The 19,785-nt window shown below is 66.7% G+C and carries 13 protein-coding genes and 1 tRNA gene; 3 read left to right on the top strand and 11 right to left on the bottom strand.

The window, feature by feature from the left end; genetic code table 11:
- Positions 1–24 precede the first annotated feature (24 nt).
- Both QP045_RS08595 and QP045_RS08590 read right to left on the bottom strand, forming a co-directional pair.
- A complete protein-coding gene (locus QP045_RS08595) occupies positions 25–1,686 on the bottom strand; it encodes an amidohydrolase family protein (protein WP_422514564.1) in 1,662 nt (553 codons plus the stop codon).
- Entirely contained in the window at positions 1,683–2,546 is an 864-nt protein-coding gene (locus QP045_RS08590; protein ID WP_422514563.1) for an NAD(P)-dependent oxidoreductase, read from the bottom strand. The genes QP045_RS08595 and QP045_RS08590 overlap by 4 nt, the downstream gene beginning before the upstream one ends.
- A 171-nt stretch (positions 2,547–2,717) precedes the next feature.
- On the opposite strand from QP045_RS08590, the gene QP045_RS08585 reads away from it, so the two are divergent.
- Positions 2,718–3,494 (top strand): arginyltransferase, encoded by a 777-nt coding sequence (locus QP045_RS08585; protein ID WP_422514562.1) that lies wholly within the window; start codon positions 2,718–2,720, stop codon positions 3,492–3,494.
- Between the two features lie 27 nt (positions 3,495–3,521).
- Here the strand turns inward: QP045_RS08585 and QP045_RS08580 are convergent, their stop codons facing one another.
- From QP045_RS08580 to QP045_RS08565, 4 genes are all read right to left on the bottom strand, one after another.
- On the bottom strand, positions 3,522–4,337 hold the full coding sequence (locus QP045_RS08580; protein WP_422514561.1) for a transglutaminase family protein: 816 nt from the start codon (positions 4,335–4,337) through the stop codon (positions 3,522–3,524).
- Positions 4,337–5,272, bottom strand: coding sequence for an alpha-E domain-containing protein (locus tag QP045_RS08575; RefSeq protein ID WP_422514630.1), 936 nt, complete (start codon positions 5,270–5,272; stop codon positions 4,337–4,339). The genes QP045_RS08580 and QP045_RS08575 overlap by 1 nt, the downstream gene beginning before the upstream one ends.
- A gap of 9 nt (positions 5,273–5,281) precedes the next feature.
- A complete protein-coding gene (locus QP045_RS08570) occupies positions 5,282–6,799 on the bottom strand; it encodes a circularly permuted type 2 ATP-grasp protein (protein WP_422514560.1) in 1,518 nt (505 codons plus the stop codon).
- Between the two features lie 130 nt (positions 6,800–6,929).
- Positions 6,930–8,957 (bottom strand): protein-disulfide reductase DsbD family protein, encoded by a 2,028-nt coding sequence (locus QP045_RS08565; protein ID WP_422514559.1) that lies wholly within the window; start codon positions 8,955–8,957, stop codon positions 6,930–6,932.
- An 84-nt stretch (positions 8,958–9,041) separates the two neighbouring features.
- Between QP045_RS08565 and QP045_RS08560 the strand changes: the two genes are divergently transcribed.
- Positions 9,042–10,721, top strand: a complete 1,680-nt coding sequence (locus QP045_RS08560; RefSeq protein WP_422514558.1) for an alkaline phosphatase family protein — start codon at positions 9,042–9,044, stop codon at positions 10,719–10,721.
- A gap of 54 nt (positions 10,722–10,775) precedes the next feature.
- On the opposite strand, the gene QP045_RS08555 is transcribed toward QP045_RS08560, so the two are convergent.
- From QP045_RS08555 to QP045_RS08540, 4 genes are read right to left on the bottom strand one after another with little or no spacing between them, the layout of a single operon-like run.
- Positions 10,776–13,610, bottom strand: a complete 2,835-nt coding sequence (locus QP045_RS08555) for a valine--tRNA ligase (RefSeq protein ID WP_422514557.1) — start codon at positions 13,608–13,610, stop codon at positions 10,776–10,778.
- Positions 13,611–13,664: 54 nt separating this feature from the next.
- Positions 13,665–14,132: a DUF2497 domain-containing protein gene (locus tag QP045_RS08550; RefSeq protein ID WP_422514629.1), complete on the bottom strand. Its 468-nt coding sequence runs from the start codon at positions 14,130–14,132 to the stop codon at positions 13,665–13,667.
- A gap of 33 nt (positions 14,133–14,165) precedes the next feature.
- Positions 14,166–15,734 (bottom strand): TolC family outer membrane protein, encoded by a 1,569-nt coding sequence (locus QP045_RS08545; protein WP_422514556.1) that lies wholly within the window; start codon positions 15,732–15,734, stop codon positions 14,166–14,168.
- 29 nt (positions 15,735–15,763) lie between these two features.
- The gene (locus tag QP045_RS08540) at positions 15,764–16,429 is read right to left on the bottom strand and encodes a protein-L-isoaspartate O-methyltransferase family protein (protein ID WP_422514555.1); all 666 of its coding nucleotides are present in this window, start codon (positions 16,427–16,429) and stop codon (positions 15,764–15,766) included.
- Between the two features lie 181 nt (positions 16,430–16,610).
- On the opposite strand from QP045_RS08540, the gene QP045_RS08535 reads away from it, so the two are divergent.
- Positions 16,611–16,684 (top strand) — tRNA-Cys (locus QP045_RS08535).
- A 1,031-nt stretch (positions 16,685–17,715) separates the two neighbouring features.
- On the opposite strand, the gene QP045_RS08530 is transcribed toward QP045_RS08535, so the two are convergent.
- Positions 17,716–19,098, bottom strand: a complete 1,383-nt coding sequence (locus QP045_RS08530; protein WP_422514554.1) for a serine hydrolase domain-containing protein — start codon at positions 19,096–19,098, stop codon at positions 17,716–17,718.
- Positions 19,099–19,785 lie beyond the last annotated feature (687 nt).

Genomic DNA, 19,785 nt, shown 5'->3' with positions numbered 1-19,785 from the left:
GAAACGCACGAGAAGGCGGATGGGTCAGCGCTGCGTGCTGCCGGAGCCGCTCCACATCTTTTCACCGCCCACCCAGGTTTCCAGGACCCGCGTCTCGCGCAGCGCCTCGGGCGTCGCTTCGCTCGGGTCCCGGTCGACGATCAGGAAGTCGGCGCGCATGCCTGGGGCGAGCGTTCCGAACCGCTTTTCGGCGAAGCCCGCATAGGCCGCATCCGTGGTAAAGGCCCGCCAGGCATCCAGGCGGCTCACCACTTCCTGCGGCTGCCATCCGCCCGGCGGCTGGCCCTGCGGATCCTGGCGGGTGATCGCCGCCGCCCATCCCACGAACGGATTGGGGCTTTCGACGGGATAGTCGGAGCCGAACGCGATGTGGCCGCTCCGCTTGAGCAACGTCGCCCAGGCATAGGCTCCGGAGAGCCGGTCCGGCCCGAGCCGCGCCTCCGCCATCAGGCGGTCCGATGTCTGGTGAACCGGCTGCATCGAGGGGATGATGCCGTTCTTGCCGAACCGCGGCAGATCGGCGGGATCGACGATCTGCGCATGCTCGATCCGCCAACGACGGTCGTCCTTGTAGCTGGATGCCAGCTCCTCGATCGCGTCGAGGGCCTGTGCATTGGCACGGTCCCCGATCGCATGGATCGCGACCTGGAAGCCGTCCATCGCACTGCGGCTCATCAGGTTGAGCAGCTGGTCGTCGCTCAGGAAGCCAAGGCCGCTTTCCTTGGGCGCATCCGCATAGGGGCGCTTGAGGGAAGCGCCGCGGGACCCCAGGGCGCCATCGGCGTAGAGCTTGACCCCACCCATGCGGAGCTTGTCATTATAGAGCCACGGGGTCGGACCGCTGCCACCCACCTGCAGGGCGGCATCGACACCGGCGGAATAGCTCATGATGCGGACGCGCAGCTGGCCGATATCGCCCATGCGGCGGTACGTCAGCCAGTCGTCGACCGAGGTACCCATATCGGCAGTCGCGGTGACGCCGTTGGAGAGCAGCAGCTCCTGCGCCTTCAGAAAGGCGGCGTTGCGCTCCCGCGGCGAAGGCCGGGGCACATGCCGCTCGACCAGTGCCACGGCTGCATCGACAAGGACGCCGCTCGGCTGCCCGTTCGGGAGCTTCTCGATGCGGCCGCCCGGCGGCGCCACCGTCTTGTCGGTGATGCCCGCAGCCTTCAGGGCGGCAGAGTTCACCCAGACAGCGTGGCCGTCGGCGCGCGCGAGCACCACCGGCTTGTCGCGATAGGCTGCGTCCAGATCGGCTGCGGTGGGGAACCCCTGCCCCCAAACCTCCTGGTTCCAGCCACCGCCGAGGATCCAGGGGCGGTTGCTGTTCGCCTGCGCATAATGGGCGATCGCCGCCTGCGCCTCGCCTAGCGAGCGGGTCTTCGAAAGGTCGAGCTGGAGCGCACGGAAGCCCAGTTCCATGACATGCCCATGGGCGTCGATCATGCCCGGTATCAGGATCCGCCCCTTCATGTCGGAACGCCAGTCGAGCTTCTCCGGACGCTTGTCGCCCTTCTTGAGAAGTTTGGTGACCTTGCCATCCGGGGAGATCAGGATGCCGGCAAAGCGGATCACGTTGCCGCGCGCATCCAGCGCCACGCCGTCGACGTTGTCGATCAACGCGTCCGCATGTGCCGGGGCAGTAGCTAGCAGAGAGGCGATAAGCGCCGCAGTCCAAAGCTTCACTTAGCGAGCCTCCGCACGAGCGCGCTGGTATCCTGACGGCCTCCGCCCATTTTCTGCACCTCCCCATACCATTGATCGACCAGCGCCGAGACCGGCAAGCTGGCGCCGTTGCTGCGCGCTTCGTCGAGCGCCAGGCTCAGGTCCTTGCGCATCCAGTCGATCGCAAAGCCGAAGTCGAACTGATCCTCGGCCATGGTCCCCCAACGATTGACCATCTGCCAGCTTTGCGCAGCGCCGCCAGATATGGCGTCGAACACCTTGCCGAGATCGAGGTCCGACGCCTGGGCGAAGCGCAACGCCTCGCTCAATCCGCCGAGCACGCCTGCAATACAGATCTGGTTGACCATCTTGGTGGTCTGCCCCGCGCCGGCTGCGCCGACATGGACGATACGCGCGGCATAGCTCTGAAAGATCGGTTCGGCAGCGGCCATCGCTTCCGGCGTTCCGCCGCACATGATCGAAAGCGCACCCTTTTCGGCACCGGCCTGGCCGCCGGAGACCGGCGCATCGAGCACCAGCAGGCGCCGAGCCTCGCCCTCCTGCGCCAATCGCCGGGCGATCGCGGCAGAAACGGTGGTGTGGTCGGCGAACAGCGCCCCCGCCCGCATCGCGGCGAACACGCCGGCTTCGCCGAGCGTTACCTGTTCCAGATCCGCATCATTTCCGACGCAGGTAAGAACCGCATCCGTACCCGCCGCGGCTTCTGCCGGAGATTCGGCGACGCGGCCTCTGTGCTCAGCAGCCCAGGCATCCGCCTTGGCGCGCGTGCGGTTATAGACGGTGACCTCGTGCCCGGCGCGCACCAGATGGCCCGCCATCGGGGCGCCCATGACGCCCATGCCGATGAATGCGATCTTCATGCTCGCCGCATAGGGTTTTGCGTAGCCGCACGCCAGCGGTCGTGCAGCGATCTCTTGGCCTGTTTCAGATTGCTACGACGCTTTGATGGTAAACGACTTTGCATTGGTCGCGCCTAGTCCCATAACGGGGCTCCACAACAGATCCGCGAAGGGCGGTGGAAGGGTCGTGAGGTGACAGCTCCGTTTCGATTTCCCCGGTTCTTTGTCACCAGCCCCTCGCCGTGCCCTTATCTGCCCGGTCGGCAGGAGCGCAAAGTCTTCACCGAACTGTCTGGGCCCCATGCTGGCGAACTGAACGACGCGCTGGGCCGGATCGGCTTTCGCCGCAGCCAATCGGTCGCCTATCGGCCGAGCTGCGGCAGCTGCACCGCCTGTGTCTCCGTTCGCGTCGTCGCGAGCGAATTCCAGTTGAACGCCACCCAGCGCAAGCTGCGGCGCCGCCATAGCGACCTCGTGGTCACGGCCTGCCGCCCCTGGGCGACGGACGAGCAATATCAGTTGCTGCGCGGCTATCTGGGCGCACGCCACCCGGGCGGCGGCATGACGATGATGGACGAGAGCGACTATGCCGACATGGTCGAGCAGACGCCGATCAACTCCCATATCATCGAATATCGCGAACCCGAGGTCGGCGGCCGCGCGGGCGAGCTGGTGGGTGCGTGCATCACCGACCAGCATTCGGACGGGCTGTCGATGATCTACAGCTTCTTCCGCACCGATGATCCCGCGCGACCGGGCCTGGGCACCTACATCATCCTCGACCACATCCTGCGCGCACGGGCGAGCGGCCTCCCCTATGTCTATCTCGGCTATTGGGTGAAGGGGTCGGCGCGCATGGCGTACAAGACCCGCTATCGTCCGATCGAGGCGCTGGGCCCGGCGGGCTGGACCCGCCTGGATGAGCACGACACCGTTTCGCCCCTGACAGAGGCGATCGCCCTACCCTGACAGGCTCGTCGCCGCAGCAGCAGGGCCTCAGCCGTTGCTGCCGAGCCGGCCGACCGCGACGTCCACATCGAGCTCCTCCTCGCCATGCCCGATCCGCGTGCCCGAGATCGGCGCCGCGCCGGCACTGTCGAGCGCCACTGCGACCCGCACATGGTCGAGGCCGGAGGGGCCACCGAGCGACGGGTCTAGCGCCAGCCAGCCGTAGCCGTCGATATAGGCCTCGGCCCAGCCGTGCGGGGCTGGGCGCTCGCGACGCTCGCACCCGCCCAGGCTGTAGCCCGACACATAGCGTGCCGGTATGCCGATGGCGCGGATGCACCCGACCAGCATTTGCGCGAGGTCGCGGGGGCTCGCCCGATCCCCAGCGAACGCCTCCGCGGCGGGCAGGACGCCGTCGCCGCGGCGCCGGTCGATCTCGAAGCGATCGTGCAGCGCGGCGGTAAGTCGTTCGACGCTGGAGCGAACGTCCCCCTCGCCGGCCGCGCTCCGTGCGAAGCGCGTCATCGCGGCGTCGGCGGCCGACAGCGGGGTCGTTCGGAGATAACACGCAGGCGGCAGCGGCTCGGCGGACGCGTCGATTGCCTGCATGGTATCGGGCAACAGCACCTCGCCCGAGACCGTGATGCCGATCGTTTCGAGCGGCCCTTCGGCATAGAGCATGCGGATGATGTTGCCGTAGCCGTCGCGCGCTTCGCGCAGGCGCGCGTCGCAGTCCACGTCGATCCGCCAGTCCACCACGGTCTGGTTGACGGTGTCGCCGGGGAACAGGCGCAGGAGCTGCACCACGCGCGCCTGCGGCTCGGTGAAGCGATAGCGGCTGTGATGTTCGACTTCGATACGCATCAGATGAACCGGAACTGGCGGGCGATCGCGGCGTCGAGCATCGCATTTTCCCGGATGAAGGCGGTGAGATATTCGTGGAGGCCGCTGACGATGACCTCATGGGTACGCGTCTTCTGCATCCGCGCGAGGCGCGTGCGCGCCATGCGATCCGCCTCGCCCTGCAGCCCGGCGCGCTTGCCGAGAAGGTTGAGCATCTCGACCGTCTCACCGACGCACGCGGCAAGGCTGCGCGGCACTTCGCCGCGGGCAAGCAGCAGTTCGATCACCAGGTTCGGACGCAGCCCCTCATTATACAGCCAGCGATAGGCGGTGACGGCGGACACCGTCTGCAGGATGGTGGTCCATTGGTCACGATCGACCACGCCGCCGACCCGCTCCCCCTCTGGCAGCAGCAGGTGGTATTTCACGTCGATCAGCCGCGCAGTGTTGTCGGCCCGCTCGATCGCGGCGCCCAGCTGGATGAACCAGGTCGCCTCGTTCTTCATCATGCGCTGGACCGCGCCCTCGAAGCCGCGCGCCTCTGCCTTGATCGATTCGACCAGGCTGAGCACCTCGGCCGGCGCATCGCCCCCGGTCGGTGCATTGAACTGCAGCCAGGCGCGATTGATCGCGGAGAAGGCGTCCCGCGTAAGCGCCGTGCGCACCGCCTTGGCATTGTTGCGCGCGGCATCCAGACACCAGAGGATCGAGCCCGGGTGGCTGCGGTCGCAGGTGAGGAAGCGGGCGACATGCGGCTGCGTCACCGACCGGCCGGTCCCGGCGAACGCTTCCTCGGTATAGGTGACGCTAAGCGCGCTTGCCCAGGCCGCTTCCCCGGCCGGGCGCGCCGACAGCGCGTCGAGCCGCACCGTCGCCTCCACCAGTCGCGCGATGAAGTCGGCCCGTTCGATGTAGCGGCCGAGCCAGTAGAGCGAGGCCGCCGTGCGGGAGAGCATGGCCATCGCTCAGCCCTCGCCCATCGTCTGGGTCATTCCACCCATCGTCTGCGTCATCCCGTTCGCAGACTGCGCCTGGGTTGCGGAGCTGGATGCCCCCTCCGGCAGCAGCACGAAGCTGTCCTTGGTGCCGCCGCCCTGGCTCGAGTTCACGACCAGCGATCCCTCGCGCAGCGCCACCCGGGTAAGACCGCCCGGGACGACCTGGACACCCTGGCTGCCGGTCAGGACGAACGGGCGGAAGTCCACGTGGCGCGGGCTCAATCCCTTGTCCGTCATGGTCGGAACCGTCGAGAGAGCGAGCGTCGGCTGCGCGATATACCGGTGCGGCTCCGCGATCAGGGCGGCGCGGAACGCCTCGATCTCCTCACGGCTGGCGGTCGGCCCGACCAGCATTCCATAGCCGCCGGAGCCGTCGACCAGCTTAACCACCAGCTGATCGAGGTTATCGAGCACATATTTCAGCGCCTGGGGCTCGCGGCACCGCCAGGTCTCAACATTCGGAAGCAACGGCTCCCCGCCCGAATAGAAGCGGACGATCTCGGGCATGTAGCTGTAGATCGCCTTGTCGTCGGCGATCCCATTGCCGGGCGCGTTGATGAGCGTGACATTCCCCGCACGATAGGCGGCCATGATCCCGGGCACGCCCAGCATCGAATCCGGGCGAAATACCAGCGGATCGAGGAAATCGTCATCGATCCGGCGATAGATGACGTCGACCTTCACCCGGCCGGCAATGGTCTGCATATAGACCACGTCGTCGTCGACCAGCAGGTCGGCCGGCTCGACCAGCTCGATCCCCATCGAGTCCGCCAAGAAACTGTGCTCGTAATAGGCGGAGTTGAAGTGGCCGGGGGTCAGGACGACACAAACCGGGTTGCGGCCGCAGCCATGCGGGCTCACCGAGCGCATCGTCTCCAGCAGCAGGTCGGGATAGCTGTCGACGGGGGCGACCCGCCCGCCGCGGAACAGTTCCGGGCACAGCCGGATCATCGCCTCGCGGTTTTCCAGCATGTAGGAGACACCCGAGGGGGTGCGGGCATTGTCCTCCAGCACCCAGAACTCGTCCGGGCCCGTCCGCACCAGGTCGATGCCGCAGATGTGGGCCCAGACGTCGTGCGGCGGACGGATACCCGCCACTTCAGGGCGGAACTGCGGGTTGCACCAGATCAGCTCCGGCGGGAGGATGTTCTCCTTAAGGATGCGGCGTTCGCCATAGATGTCGCTGAGAAAGGCGTTGATCGCCTCAACCCGCTGCACCAGGCCGCGCGAGAGGCGTTCCCATTCCTCCGCCAGGAACGCGCGCGGGACGATGTCGAACGGAATGATCCGCTCTGCTGCTTCGCTGTCGCCATAGACCGCGAAGGTGATGCCCAGCTGACGGAAAGTGGTCTCAGCCGATTCGAGCCGGCGCGCCAACTCCCGCTCCGGCGTTTCGCGCATCCACCGCGCAAGCGCCGCCAATTCCGGTCGTGGCGCCTCAGGCCCACCGTGCCCCCAGATTTCGTCAAATGCCGCTTTGTTCATGGACCCCCTTCAAGCTCCCAACGGCGCTGGAGTTCCATGCTGAGACAGGTTTGTGCGACGCACAAGCCGAAAAGGATCCGGAAGGCTCAACCACGCATGATCTGGATGGGTTTCGGTAAGGATCGGACGCTCACCGCCCGCCGTTCGGAAGCTGCGCCAGCATGTCGGCCGTGAGCAGTTGCGGCAGCACTTGGGGCCCCTCCGCGCCGGGCGCATACCAGAGGTAGAGCGGCACGCCGGCACGCCCATGCGCCTCCAGAAAGCGCCCGAGCGCGGGGTCCCCGTCGGTCCAGTCGCCCACCAGCACCTGCACGCCCTTTTCGCTAAAAGCGTCGCGGACGCGCGACGTCTCGATGGCGGTCTTCTCATTGACCTTGCAGGTGACGCACCAGTCGGCGGTGAAATAGGCGAACACCGGCTTACGGCCCGCGCGGAGCTCCGCGAGCCGCGCCTCGCTGAACGTCTCCGCACCCTCGGGTACCGCGACAGCCTGCGCCGGTGCGCGGGAAATGGTGGAGATCGCGAGGACGGCCACGAGCAGGGCCGGCACCATCGGCCACGCGGCGTGCGCACGACCGCTCGCCTGACGCGCACCCGTCCACCAGAAGGCGAGCCCCAGCAGCAGCGCTGCGCCCAGGCCCATCGTCATCCCGTCGACCCCGGCCTGCTGCCCCAGAATCCAGGCGAGCGCGAGCGCGGTTGCAAACATCGGCAGCGACAGGATCCGTTGCAGGCGGCCGGTCCAGGCGCCCGGCCGCGGCAGGCGCCGGCGAAGCGCAGGCACGAACCCGAGCAACAGGAACGGCAGCGCGAGGCCCAGGCCCAGGCCCGCAAAGACCGCAAGCGCCGCGATCGTGGGCAGCACCAGCGCCGCGCCGAGCGCCGCACCCAAGAACGGACCGGTGCACGGCGTCGCGACGAAGGCGGCAAGCGCACCGGTGGCAAAGGCGCCGACCGCCCCGCTCTCTCCCGCAAAACGCGGCGTCGGCAGCGTGAAGAGCCCGGCGAGGTTGAGTGCGACGCCGGTCACCAGCAGCAACAGCAGCAGGATCACGCGCGGGTCCTGCAACTGGAACGCCCATCCCGCAGCGACGCCCGCGGCGCGCAGCGCCAGCATCGCACCGCCAAGAGCCAGACAGGTCAGCAGCACCCCGCCGGTGTAGGCCAGCGCCTCTCGCCGCGCTCCTTTCTCCGATTCCCCCGCGCGCGCCAGGTGCAGCGCCTTCAGGCTCAGGATCGGAAATACGCACGGCATCACGTTGAGGATCAGTCCGCCGAGAACCGCGCCGAGCAAAGCCAGCACAATCGTGCCCCCCTGTCCCTGCGGCTTGCCGACGACGCCGGGCTGGGCCGTGACCAGGAACGACGGGCCGCTGCCGGTGGCGAGCACCCCTTCGATCTGCTCGGGAGCGGGGCCCTCCGCCGCATCGGTCTCGATCACCAGAAGGTCGCCGTCCCGCGCGATCTTCTGCCGCTCGCCGTACGACATCGCGTCATGGGTCAGCGGGTAGAAATACGCGTTGGCGATGTTCTGGTCGGCCGGGAACGGCACCCCGATCCGGATCCGCTGCGCGCCGCCTTCCTCTACCCGCGCGAACTGCGCCGGAGAGCCCAGGGGCTTGGGAAGCGCGCTGCGCCACCGGTCGAAAATGGCCCGGCGCTCCGGGGAGATGCGCCCGTCGCCCACGACCAGATCGATCGCCAGGTCGGCACGCTCGGGGACACACAACTGGTCCGTGCAGACGAGATAGTCGCTGCGCACCCGCACCGGCAGTCGAGTGCCCTGCGTCAGCCCGGCAGGAATCTTCAGACGGACAAGCTGCGCGAAGGGTCCTTCGTAGACATAGTTCATCAGCCCGGCGATCGTCAGCCGCTGGGGCACCGGGTACTGCAGCGGCCCGGCGGTCACTCCGTCGGGAAGCGTCCAGTCGAGCCGGGTTGCTACTCCTGCGTCACCGGGGTTCTGCCAATAGCCGTGCCACCCCGGCTGCGGCGTGGAGTCGAACGCCAGCGTCACCTCCTCACCGGCAGCCGGCGTATCGGTCTCCGCGACAAGACGGATCGCGATATGCGGGTTTGCCGTCGGCGCCTGCGCATGTGCGCCCGCCCCCATCAGCAAGGTCAACACCGCCACAAGCATGAAACAGAAGCGCGCCATGAACCTTCCTTGCCGCATCGGCCATGATGGGGGATAGCCCCCTCCTATCCCGGATGCACTCTGCTTTCCTCTGGAGTTATTTTCATGCGTCTTGTTCGTCCGCTCGCGTCGCTGCTCGCGGCCACCCTGCTTTGCAGCACGGCAATCCTGCCGCTGCACGCGCAGGACGCCGCCCCGCCGCCTGCGGTCCCCGCCGCGCCGGCGCCGACTACACGGCCCAAGCTGATCGTGGCGATCTCCGTCGACCAGTTCTCGGCCGACCTGTTTGCACAATATCGCAACAGCTTCAGCGGCGGCTTTGCACGGCTCCTCGAAGGCCAGGTGTTCCCGTCCGGCTACCAAAGCCATGCGGCGACCGAAACCTGCCCCGGCCACGCCACGATCCTGACCGGATCACGGCCGTATCGCACCGGCATCGTCGCCAATGACTGGTGGGATCAAAAGGCGGGGCGTCCGGACAAGAAGATCTACTGCTCCGAGGACGAGACGGTACCCGGCAGCACTTCGGACAACTACACCGTTTCGGACCGACACCTGAAGGTACCGACGCTGGGCGAGCGCATGAAGAACGCCAACCCGGCGACCCGGGTAGTCTCCGTCGCCGGCAAGGATCGCGCCGCGGTGATGATGGGCGGGCACAAGGTCGACGAGCTTTGGTGGTGGGGCGGCAAGGGCTTCGTGTCCTACGCCGGGCGCAAGATGCCGGCAGTGGTGCAGCGGGCCAATGCCGCTGTCGCCGCGCAGATCGCGACGGCCCAGCCCGCGCTGGAACTGCCGGCGATGTGCCAGTCGCGCGCAATCCCGATCCAAGCGGGCGAGCGCACCGTCGGCACCGGGCGCTTCGAACGTGCGGCGGGCGACACCAACGCCTTCCGACGCTCGCCCGAGTTCGACGGCGCGGTGCTGGCACTCGCCGCCGGACTGGTCCAGGACATGAAGCTCGGCCAGGGACCCACGACGGACATCATCTCCGTCGGCGCCTCTGCCACCGACTATGTCGGCCACGGCTTCGGCACCGAGGGCAGCGAAATGTGCCTGCAGATGCTGGCGCTCGACCGCTCGCTCGGCGACTTCTTCGCCGTGCTGGACGCGACGGGCGTCGACTATCAGGTGGTGCTCACCGCCGATCATGGCGGCCAGGACCTTGCCGAACGCCATGCGCAGCACGCCATGCCCGATGCACAGCGCCAGGACGGCGCGCTGCGGGCGCGGGAAATCGGCGCGGCGATCGGCCGCAAACTCGGGATTTCCGGTCCGGTCCTGTTCGGCGGCGTGAACGGCGACTTCTGGTACGACATCAAGCTTACCGCGTCCCAGCGGGCGGCGGTCGAGCGCGAAGCGATTGCGCTTCTTTCGGCCAACCCGCAGGTCCAGGCCGTATTCACCCGCGCGCAGATCCTCGCGACACCGATGCCGGGGCACAGCGACCCGCAAACCTGGTCGCTGCTGGAGCGGGCGCGCGCATCGTTCGACCCGGCTCGATCCGGTGACCTCGTCGTCCCGCTCAAGCCGCGGGTAACACCCGCGCCGGCACCCATCGGCTCCACCGTCGCTTCGCACGGCAGCATCTGGGACTATGATCGGCGGGTGCCGATGCTGTTCTGGCGCAAGGGAACGCCAGGTTTCGAGCAGCCGTTCGGGGTGGAGACGGTCGACATCCTGCCCACCCTCGCGGCACTGATCCGGCTTCCCGTCCCCGCGAGCGAGATCGACGGGCGCTGCCTGGATCTCGATGCGGGTCCGGGCGACAGCTGCCGGCGCTGACGAAAAGGGGCGGCCGAAACAGCCGCCCCTTATTTCTTCACGCGGCTCGCGACCTCAGCCGAGACGCGCGAGCGCCGCCTGCAGCCGCAGCGCTTCCGCCTGCTTGTCGGCGTGGTCGGCCCGGGCCTTCTCCACCGCCTCGGGCTTGGCGCGACTGGCGAAGTTGGGGTTCTCGAGTCGTGCAGCGAGCGAGTCCCGCTCCTTTTCCGCCGCTGCGATCGCCTTCGTGAGGCGGGCGCGTTCGGCTTCGAGGTCGACCACGCCTTCCAGCGGCAGAACGAAGGTCGCTTCGTCCACCACGATCTGCAGCGCGCCGCCGGCCGGGGCCTCTCCTGCCGCAGCATCGACGCGAGCAAGCCGGGCCAGCACCGTCCCCTGCCGCGCGATGCGCTCCGCCGTGAGGGGCGATGCGTCGCGGACGTGAAGCGGCAGGCGAGCGCCCGGGGGCACATTGAGCTCGGTACGCGCAGCACGCACCTCGCTCACCAGCCGGATCACCCAGTCGATCTCCTCGCTAGCTGCCGGATCGAGCGCGCGTGCATCCGCGATCGGCCAGCGTGCCACGATCAGGTCGTTCGAGCGCGCGCCCATCGCATGCCACAGCTCTTCGGTGATGAATGGCATGAAGGGGTGGAGCAGCACCAGGATCTGGTCGAGCACCCAGCCCGCAACGGCGCGGGTTTCGTCGGCACCCTCGGCACCCTCGCCCTGCAGGACCGGCTTGATGAGTTCCAGATACCAGTCGCAGAACCGGCTCCAGACGAACTGGTAGATGGTGTTCGCCGCCCCATCGAAGCGCAGGTCGGCAAGCGCCAGATCCACCGCCTGAACACAGGCGATCGTCTCCGCGACGATCCACTTGTTGACCGCGAGCGTTGCCGCCGGCGCCTCCAGCGTCGTCGAGGCGACAATGCCGTTCGCTTGGGCAAAGCGGGACGCGTTCCACAGCTTGGTCGCGAAGTTGCGATATCCCTCGACCCGCTTTTCATCCATCTTGATGTCGCGACCCTGGCTCTCCATCGCTGCCATGAAGAAGCGCAGCGCATCGGCACCATATTGCTCGATCAGGCCAAGGGGATCGACGGTGTTGCCCTTGGACTTGGACATCTTCGCGCCGTCTGCGGCGCGCACCAGCCCGTGCAGGTACAGCTTGCGGAACGGCACCTCGCCCATGAAGTGCAGACCCTGCATCATCATGCGCGCATCCCAGAAGAATAGGATGTCGAAGCCCGAGATCAGCACGTCATTCGGATAGCGGCCGCCAAGCGTTGGATCGGTGTTCTCCGGCCAGCCAAGCGTCGCGAACGGCCACAGTGCGGAGGAGAACCATGTATCGAGCACGTCGGGGTCACGACGGAGCCGAATGGTTTTACTGTCACTCCTGGCGTGGGGGTCGTCGGTCAATTCGACTTCAAAGCCAGCGGGATAGAATGCTCGCGCAGCGGCAAGAGCCTCTTCCTCTGTCTCACCAACGAATGGTTGAACGTCCATCCGCGTGCGACCGGTGGCAATCAACTCTCCCTCCGGAGCAGCAACGCGAATGACATCGCCCACCTGCGGGCGGCCATCACCGTCGAGCGTCGGTCCAAACCATGCCGGGATGCGATGGCCCCACCACAGCTGGCGCGAGACGCACCACGGCTGGATGTTCTCCATCCAGTTGAAATAGGTCTTTTCCCAGCTCTTGGGCACGATCTGAGTCTTGCCCGAGCGGACCGCCTCGATGGCCGGCTGGGCGAGCGTCTTGGCATCGACATACCATTGGTCGGTCAGCCACGGCTCGATCACCACGCCCGAGCGATCGCCGTACGGCGTCTGGATGGTGCGCGGTTCTGCGTCATGCTCGCCGCCGTCCTTGTCCACGTAGGGGACCAGGAAGCCCTGCTCCTTCAACAGGGCGACGATGCGCTTGCGCGCCTCGAACCGGTCGAGGCCCAGCAGTTCCTCGGGGATCAGCCCGTCGGCGGTCTGGGTGACCTGCGCCTTGGCGTCGAGCATGTTGAGCATGTCGCGCGCCTCGATGCCGGCGCGGCGGCCGACCTCGAAGTCGTTGAAGTCATGGCCGGGCGTGATCTTGACCGCGCCCGAGCCGAGCGCCGGATCGGCATGCTCGTCGGCGACGATCGGAATCAGGCGGCCGGTAATCGGCAGCCGCACCTTCTTGCCGATGAGCGCAGTGTAGCGCGCGTCTTCAGGGTGAACCGCAACCGCCATGTCGGCGAGCAGCGTCTCCGGCCGGGTGGTGGCGACGCGGATCTCGCCCGAACCGTCTTCCAGCGGATAGCGCAGGTGCCAGAAGCTGCCTTGGATTTCGCGGGTTTCGACTTCCAGGTCGCTGATCGCCGTGCCGAACGCTGGGTCCCAGTTCACCAGCCGCTTGTCGCGATACAGCAGCCCGTCGCGATGAAGCTGGACGAACACCTTCACGACGGTCTTCGAGAAGCCCTCGTCCATGGTGAAGCGTTCGTTCGCCCAATCCATCGAGCAGCCCAGGCGCCGCAGCTGGCCGGTGATCGCGCCGCCGCTTTCGGCCTTCCATTCCCAGACCTTGTCGACGAACGCCTCCCGGCCGAGATCGGCGCGTTTCACGCCTTCCTTGGCTAGGTTGCGCTCGACCACCATCTGCGTGGCAATGCCGGCGTGATCGGTGCCCACGACCCAGCGTGCGTCCTTGCCCTGCAGGCGCGCGTGACGAACCAGGATGTCCTGCAGCGTGTTGTCGAGCGCGTGGCCGATGTGGAGGCTGCCCGTCACGTTGGGCGGCGGGTTCACGATCGTCCAGGGCTGGGCGTCGGGACGCTCGGGGCGGAACAGCCCCTGCTCCTCCCAATGCGCATACCAGCGCGTTTCGATGGCGGCGGGATCGAAGGTTTTGGCAAGCTCGGTCATGACCGAGCGCATGGCGCAGCCACCGCGCGGACGCAAGCGCGCCCGCGCCTGTCGCTACTCGCGTCCGCTGATGCGGGCGATCTCACGGGCGACCATCGTCTCCACGATCGCCGGCAGCTTGGCATCGAGCCATTCGCGCAGCATCGGACGCAGCATTTCGCGGACAAGAGCCTCAAGCGAATCGGCGCCCGGCGCTTCCGGCTTCACCACCATGCGCGACAGCGCCTCGAGCGCGCCACGCGTGGCCTCGGCAGCGCGATCGGAGAGGATGGTCGGATCGGGCTCAGGCGCCGGAGCAGCGCGCTCCGCTGCAGCCGCGGCCGAAGGGCGAGGCGGAAGCGGATCGCTCACCGCGTCCCTGAGCTCAAGGATTTCATCCTCGTCGTCTTCATCGGAGACCGGCGAAGGGGCACGAACCGGCTTGCGGCTGCGCGAGACCGGACCGTCGCCTTCCTCGGCGATGATCCGTTTGATCGAAGAGAGGATGTCCTCCATCGACGTCTCGGTACTCATGTCCCCCACCGCGAACCTCATGGTTACCGTATTCCTGACCGATCAGCTGTCGGGGTTTGTGCGATTGGTGTCAACGGGCCGAGACGTCGTACCACCGCCGCGCCGGTTCGCGGCGTCGCTTCCGTCGGTGATGCCGTACGGATTTACGTCGTGCTGAAGCTCCGGCTCCAGCTCGCGGGTGACCACCGGCGTCTGCGCCGGCGTCCCCACCGTCGTGCTGGCTACAGGCCGTGGCGCCGGATCGCTGTCCCAGTCCCAGATGCGGTGCCGCACCCGGCTGTAATTGATCTGGGGATCGTAAAGCGCCCCGCCGTCAAGGCCCAGGTCCTGCGCCTCTGCGCGGCCCATTGCAGCCAGCAGCGCGAAGCCCGCGACATAGGCGTCCCGGCGCGCCGAGACGAGCTGGACCTGCGAGTTGAGCAGCTCCTGCTCGGCATTGAGAATGTCGAGGATCGTACGCGTGCCGACGCTGTTCTCGGCGCGGACGCCTTCCAGCGACAGGCGGTTGGCGGCGACCTGCACCTCAGAAGACTGGATCACCCGCAGCGACGATTGCCACGCGGCATATGCGGAGCGGGTATCGGCCACCAGCCCGCGCTCTACCGCGGTCACCCGCTCGATCGCAGAACTCTCCACCGCCTGTGCGCGGCGGACCTGGGCGGCGGGGCCGCCACCCTGGAACAGCGGCACCGACAGCTGCAACCCGGCCGTAACCGACGCGCCGTCGGGCGAGATGCGGAAGCCATTGAGATCCGGGATCGAATTAAGGACGGTCGAGTAGTTGCCGCCGCTCACTGCGGCGACCCGCGGAAGGCGGCTCGCGCGGGCGGCGCGGACGTCGAAGCCGGCGGCGTCGCTTTCGCGCTGCGCGGCCTGAAGCGCGGGATTGTTGTCGATCGCGACCGTAACGGCGCCCTGCGGATCCGCCGGCAGGTTCGGAAGCTCCGGCGGCGGCGCCAGGATACCGGGGGCCGCGCCCGTCACTTCGACATAATTCTCGCGGCTGGTAACCAGCTGCGCCTCGGCACTTTGCAGCTGCGCCTGCGCAGAGGCGAGACGCGCCTCCGACTGGGCAACGTCCGTGCGCGTGAGGTCCCCGACCTCGAAGCGATCGCGCGATGCCTGCAGGTTCACCTCCAGCACGCGAACGTTCTGCTGGTTGAGGCGAACGATCGCCTCATCCCGGATCACGTCGTTGTAGGCGGCAACCACCTGGGTGAAGACGTTCGCCTCCACGCTGCGCAGGTTGGCACGCCCCGCCTCCACCCGCCGCTCGGCCGCGCGGATCGAGTTGCGCACGGCACCGCCGTTGTAGAGCGGCACCGAAAGGTTGACCCCCGCCGACGCCGTCCGCTGTGGCTGCGCAATGCTGTTGTTCGTGGTGTTGAGGACGTTCTCGCTATAGCTGCCGTCGGCGCTCAGCTGCGGCAGGCCGGGCGCACGCGCGAGTGGCACCCCCTCGTCGGTCGCACGCTGGTTCGCGCGCTCCCCGGTCAGCTGCGGGTTGCTGCCATAGGCACGCACCAGCGCCTCTCGCAGCGTCTCTGCCTCGACAGAGGAGACTGCACATGCCGCCAGACTGATTCCGGCGATCCAACGAAACGCGCGCATGCTCCCCCCTCGGTCTCTAGCGCGGACTATTAGAACTGGAAGGTCGGCGGTTTTGCGAACCCCGGCAACGCTACGCAGTCAACATCCGCAAAGTCAGCCAGCCCGAAGCCGCCCTCGCTCCGGCGCCCCGCAGCAAGCCGGCTGACACCACGATCGATCAGCCCGGTCGTGATCCGGCCGTCGATCTTCGCCTGCTGAACGATCGCCTCCGGCACCGACTCCACGGCGCCGTCGATCACGATCACATCATAGGGACCGCCCTGCGCCCAGCCCTCCACCAGCGGCCCCTCGACCACGGTGACGTTGCCGATGCCGGCAAGTGCCTCACGCGCCTGGGCCGCGAGCGTCGCATCTTCCTCAAGCGCGACCACCGAGCCGGCGAGACCGGCGAGCACGGCAGCCGTGTATCCGGTCGCTGCACCGACGAGCAGCACACGATCGGTCGACAGGATCTCCGCCTCGTTCACCAGGCGCGCGGTGGCGAGCGGTGCGTTCATGGCGCGGCCGTTCCCGAGCGCCACGTCACGGTCGTAATAGGCGATAGCGCGCAGGTCGGCCGGCACGAAGCGCTCCCGCGGGACCTCGCCCATGACCTTCACCACCCGCGCGTCGTCGACAGCGCTCGTGCGAAGCTGGCTCGCGACCATCGCTGCCCGCATTTCCTCAAAGCGAAGAGTGTCTGCCGAAACGTCCATGATGCTCCTGTCGCACGTCTGTGTTATCCGTGCAATACACTAGTTGAGATGACGCTATGTACTTCGCGCTCGCTTCCCCGCCAAGCGACCGTGCGGCATTTTCTGGCCCACAGTGGACTCAGCCGAGAAACGCGGTTGACCCCGCGCCCAAAACCGCGCAATTGCCCGCCTCCGACGTCGAGGCCCGATGGCGGAGTGGTGACGCAGAGGACTGCAAATCCTTGCACCCGGGTTCGATTCCCGGTCGGGCCTCCATCTCTTCGTCGATTTGCACGCGAAGCTGCTCAAGTTTGCAAAGCCAGCCGCGGGGCAGGTATTGCACTTCGAGTCACAGGGCCAAGATTCACCCGCCGCGCCTTTCTCCCGAGGCGGCTCAAGTCAGTCGCTATGGAGATGGTGTGGCGAGATCGTGGGCGCTTTCATGGAGAGCCGGCCCAAGCTCGTGAATAGCATCGGCGTCGATCAACGACCGGCTACGCCTACCTGAAGAGAAGAAGCATACCCCCTCAGAACCTGCAGCGTTCGAGTTTCCGTGATGGCGACTCCGCAAACGCGCGAACGGGCATTGCTCGCGATAGCGGCCCCCTACCCGCCGGGCATTTCTAGATTCCGAACTCACCTGCGCTTCGCCTATATTCTGCCGCCGCTGATCGACCGTTTCCTCACCTGCATCTGCAGGTCAGTATCGAGGTTGCGCTTGAGGATCGCCTCGGCCAACCTCACGACAACGAGGGGCGTTGCACGCTTCCGCTACGGAAGCACCTCGCTTCAAACATGATCGCCGGCCCAGTCGGACGGACATTCCAGCGGCTAGCCTATGCTGCGACGCCGCCTCGCTTAGCGCGTCGCAGAATCCTGACCAGCCCACGCGCTCTGGTGGAGCATGAAGCAGTGCGGTTTCACGTCTTGCGGCAGGCTTGTTGCCTAGAAGATTGAGCGGGGGGACAAGATCCTCGCCACGGATCCGCAAGGACGATTAATTATCGGGCGCAAGCGCGGCTGCAACTGCCGTCTCAGCAGAATTTTCCGCTGGTTGCGCAGGAACGGCCGTTCCCGCCCGGACGGACGAACCGGACCCGTTCCGCCTGGCGGGCGAGCCTGGGGAGGGCGAGCTTGCGACGGCCGCTTCGAGGTGAGCGCGGGCGGACGACTGGAATGATACGGTCGACCGGCCCGTCCACCCGGCGATGGACCGGGACGATTCTGGCCGGCGGTGATGAAGCTTGTCGCGAAGACCGCGCAGTGACGAGCATGCCTCCTGGCCTTGGCCTGCGGAATCCTACGTCTCACCTATGAGGCAGCGATCTCAGATAGGCGGCGACCGCGCGATACGCCGGCAGCGATGTGGGGTCGTTCAGATTGTTGGCGGCGTTCGGCATCGACGCGAACCTGACGAGCACCATGTCGGCGTCGAAGTCGACATAGATCGTCTGGCCATAGACGCCGCGGGCAGCGATGATCCTGCCGTTGCCCGGATAGATCCACCACAGGCCGGTGTAGCTGCCACCGATGAGCGCGGGATATTCCGTCCCGAACTTCTTCGGATCGCCCCCAGCCCGCAGCGCCTTCACCGCTGCGGCGGGGAACAGCCGCTCGCCGTTGATCACGCCCTCGTTCAGCACGAGGAGCCCGATCCGGCCGACATCGCGCAATCCCGCACTAAGGCCGCCGCCGGCAAACGGCGTGCCATAGGCGTCCACCGTCATATAGGCGTCCTGCTCCGCGCCCATCCGCCGCCACAGCCGGTCCGACGCAAGGTTGGCTACGGATTTACCGCTGACGCGCGAAATGATCCAGCCAAGCATGTCGGCATTCGGCGTCTTGTAGTGAAAGGCCTCGCCGTTCTTCCCCTCCGGCTGAATCTGTTCCAGAAACTCGAAATAGCCGTTCGGACCCTTGTATCCGGCAGGCTTTGGCAGGGGGCTGGTGGCCGCGGCATATTTCCACACCCCTGCGTTGGGATCGGCGTAATCCTCGGAATAATCCAGCCCGGTCGTCATGTTCATCACTTCGCGCACTGTCGCGGTGCCGAAGGCGCTCTTTGCCACTTCCGGCACATAGCGGGTCACCATTGCACTCGGATCGAGCCTGCCCTCGGCAACCAGGATTTCCGCCAATAGCCCGGTCATGGACTTGGTCATCGACATGGCGGCATGCTTGCCGTCCGGCTCCAGGCAGCCGGAATACCACTCATAGACGACCCGCCCCTTGTGGAAGATCAACATGCCATCGGTGTAGTTAACGCCAAGCGATTGCTCCCATGTCATCGGCTTGTTCGAATTGAGCGGGGTGAACGTCAGCGCGTTGATCGTCTTTGCCGTTCGTGCGAGCTCCGCAGGCGGCAGATACGTCAGCGGAATGGCGTTTTTCAGGCCACGGTTGATCTCCACTGTCGGCAGCAGCTGGCGAATGTGGCAGACCGACCAGCGCAGCTTGGGAAAGCTGAAGTAGTCGGACTGCGGTTGCATGATCAGCTTGTCCTTGGGCGGGGGAAATCCCTGCATCCACCCCATCACGCGCGGGTCCGAAGCCGCAGCGGACAAAGGCGGCTTCTGCGAGCCACCACCGAGCGATGTCGCCTGTTCCTGGGCGGCCACGGCGGTGCCGAGCAGCAATGCCAGAGTGAAGGCGGCGAACGGACGGGCGGCAGTTTTGGAGATGTCGAGCACGGTTGTTCTCCACCCAGCATTCCCGGTGTGCTGCCGGTATCGACAACGGTCACGTTCGGCCGCACTCGTCACGCTACTCCCTGCCTGGAACCTCCAAGAATAGGTAGATCAACTGACCGCGCCCACGCGCTGAGGTTCCGGCGTCTGCGGGCCCAGGTGCCGAAAGCCTCCCGAAGCTGCCGGACCAGGAGCAGATGACAGCGAAGATAGCTGGTCTCGCGCGTTGTGCCGCTCCCGAAATGCCCTGCGTCTGGACGCGGCGGCTCATCGCGCGCCACTGTTTTCAGGGCGGGTTGGAGAAGTAGGTAGATCTGACGCTGGGTGGGTCGGTTCGCGTTGCTAGTCGGCGCTTCGGGACGACACGTTGATCTGCCGAACGTGGCGGCCAGCGACAAACAAGCGCCACCCCAAACTCCAGATAGAAAGGCAGCGGGCGAAGGCTACACCCACAATCCAATAGCGGAATGTTGCGGCCGGATCGAAATGCCAAAGAGTGGGGGTGTTTGAACAAATAAGCGTCTCAGTAAGCGGCATGTTCCAGGCTGCGATAGGTACTTTCCGCTATATGGCCGGCACTTCGCGCACATTACGCCTGTGGTCAAAATGGAGCAGGCCCGTAGGCAGGTATGGGTGGACGACGCTTCTGGACGCGACGCCGCAGCTTCCTCCGGGGACGGTGTCGAACCG

This window comes from Sphingomonas sp. 3-13AW (assembly GCF_049311085.1).
Lineage (GTDB): Bacteria > Pseudomonadota > Alphaproteobacteria > Sphingomonadales > Sphingomonadaceae > Sphingomonas.
Note: the sequence above shows the minus strand (reverse complement) of the source record. Positions and strands in the feature narration are given on the sequence as shown.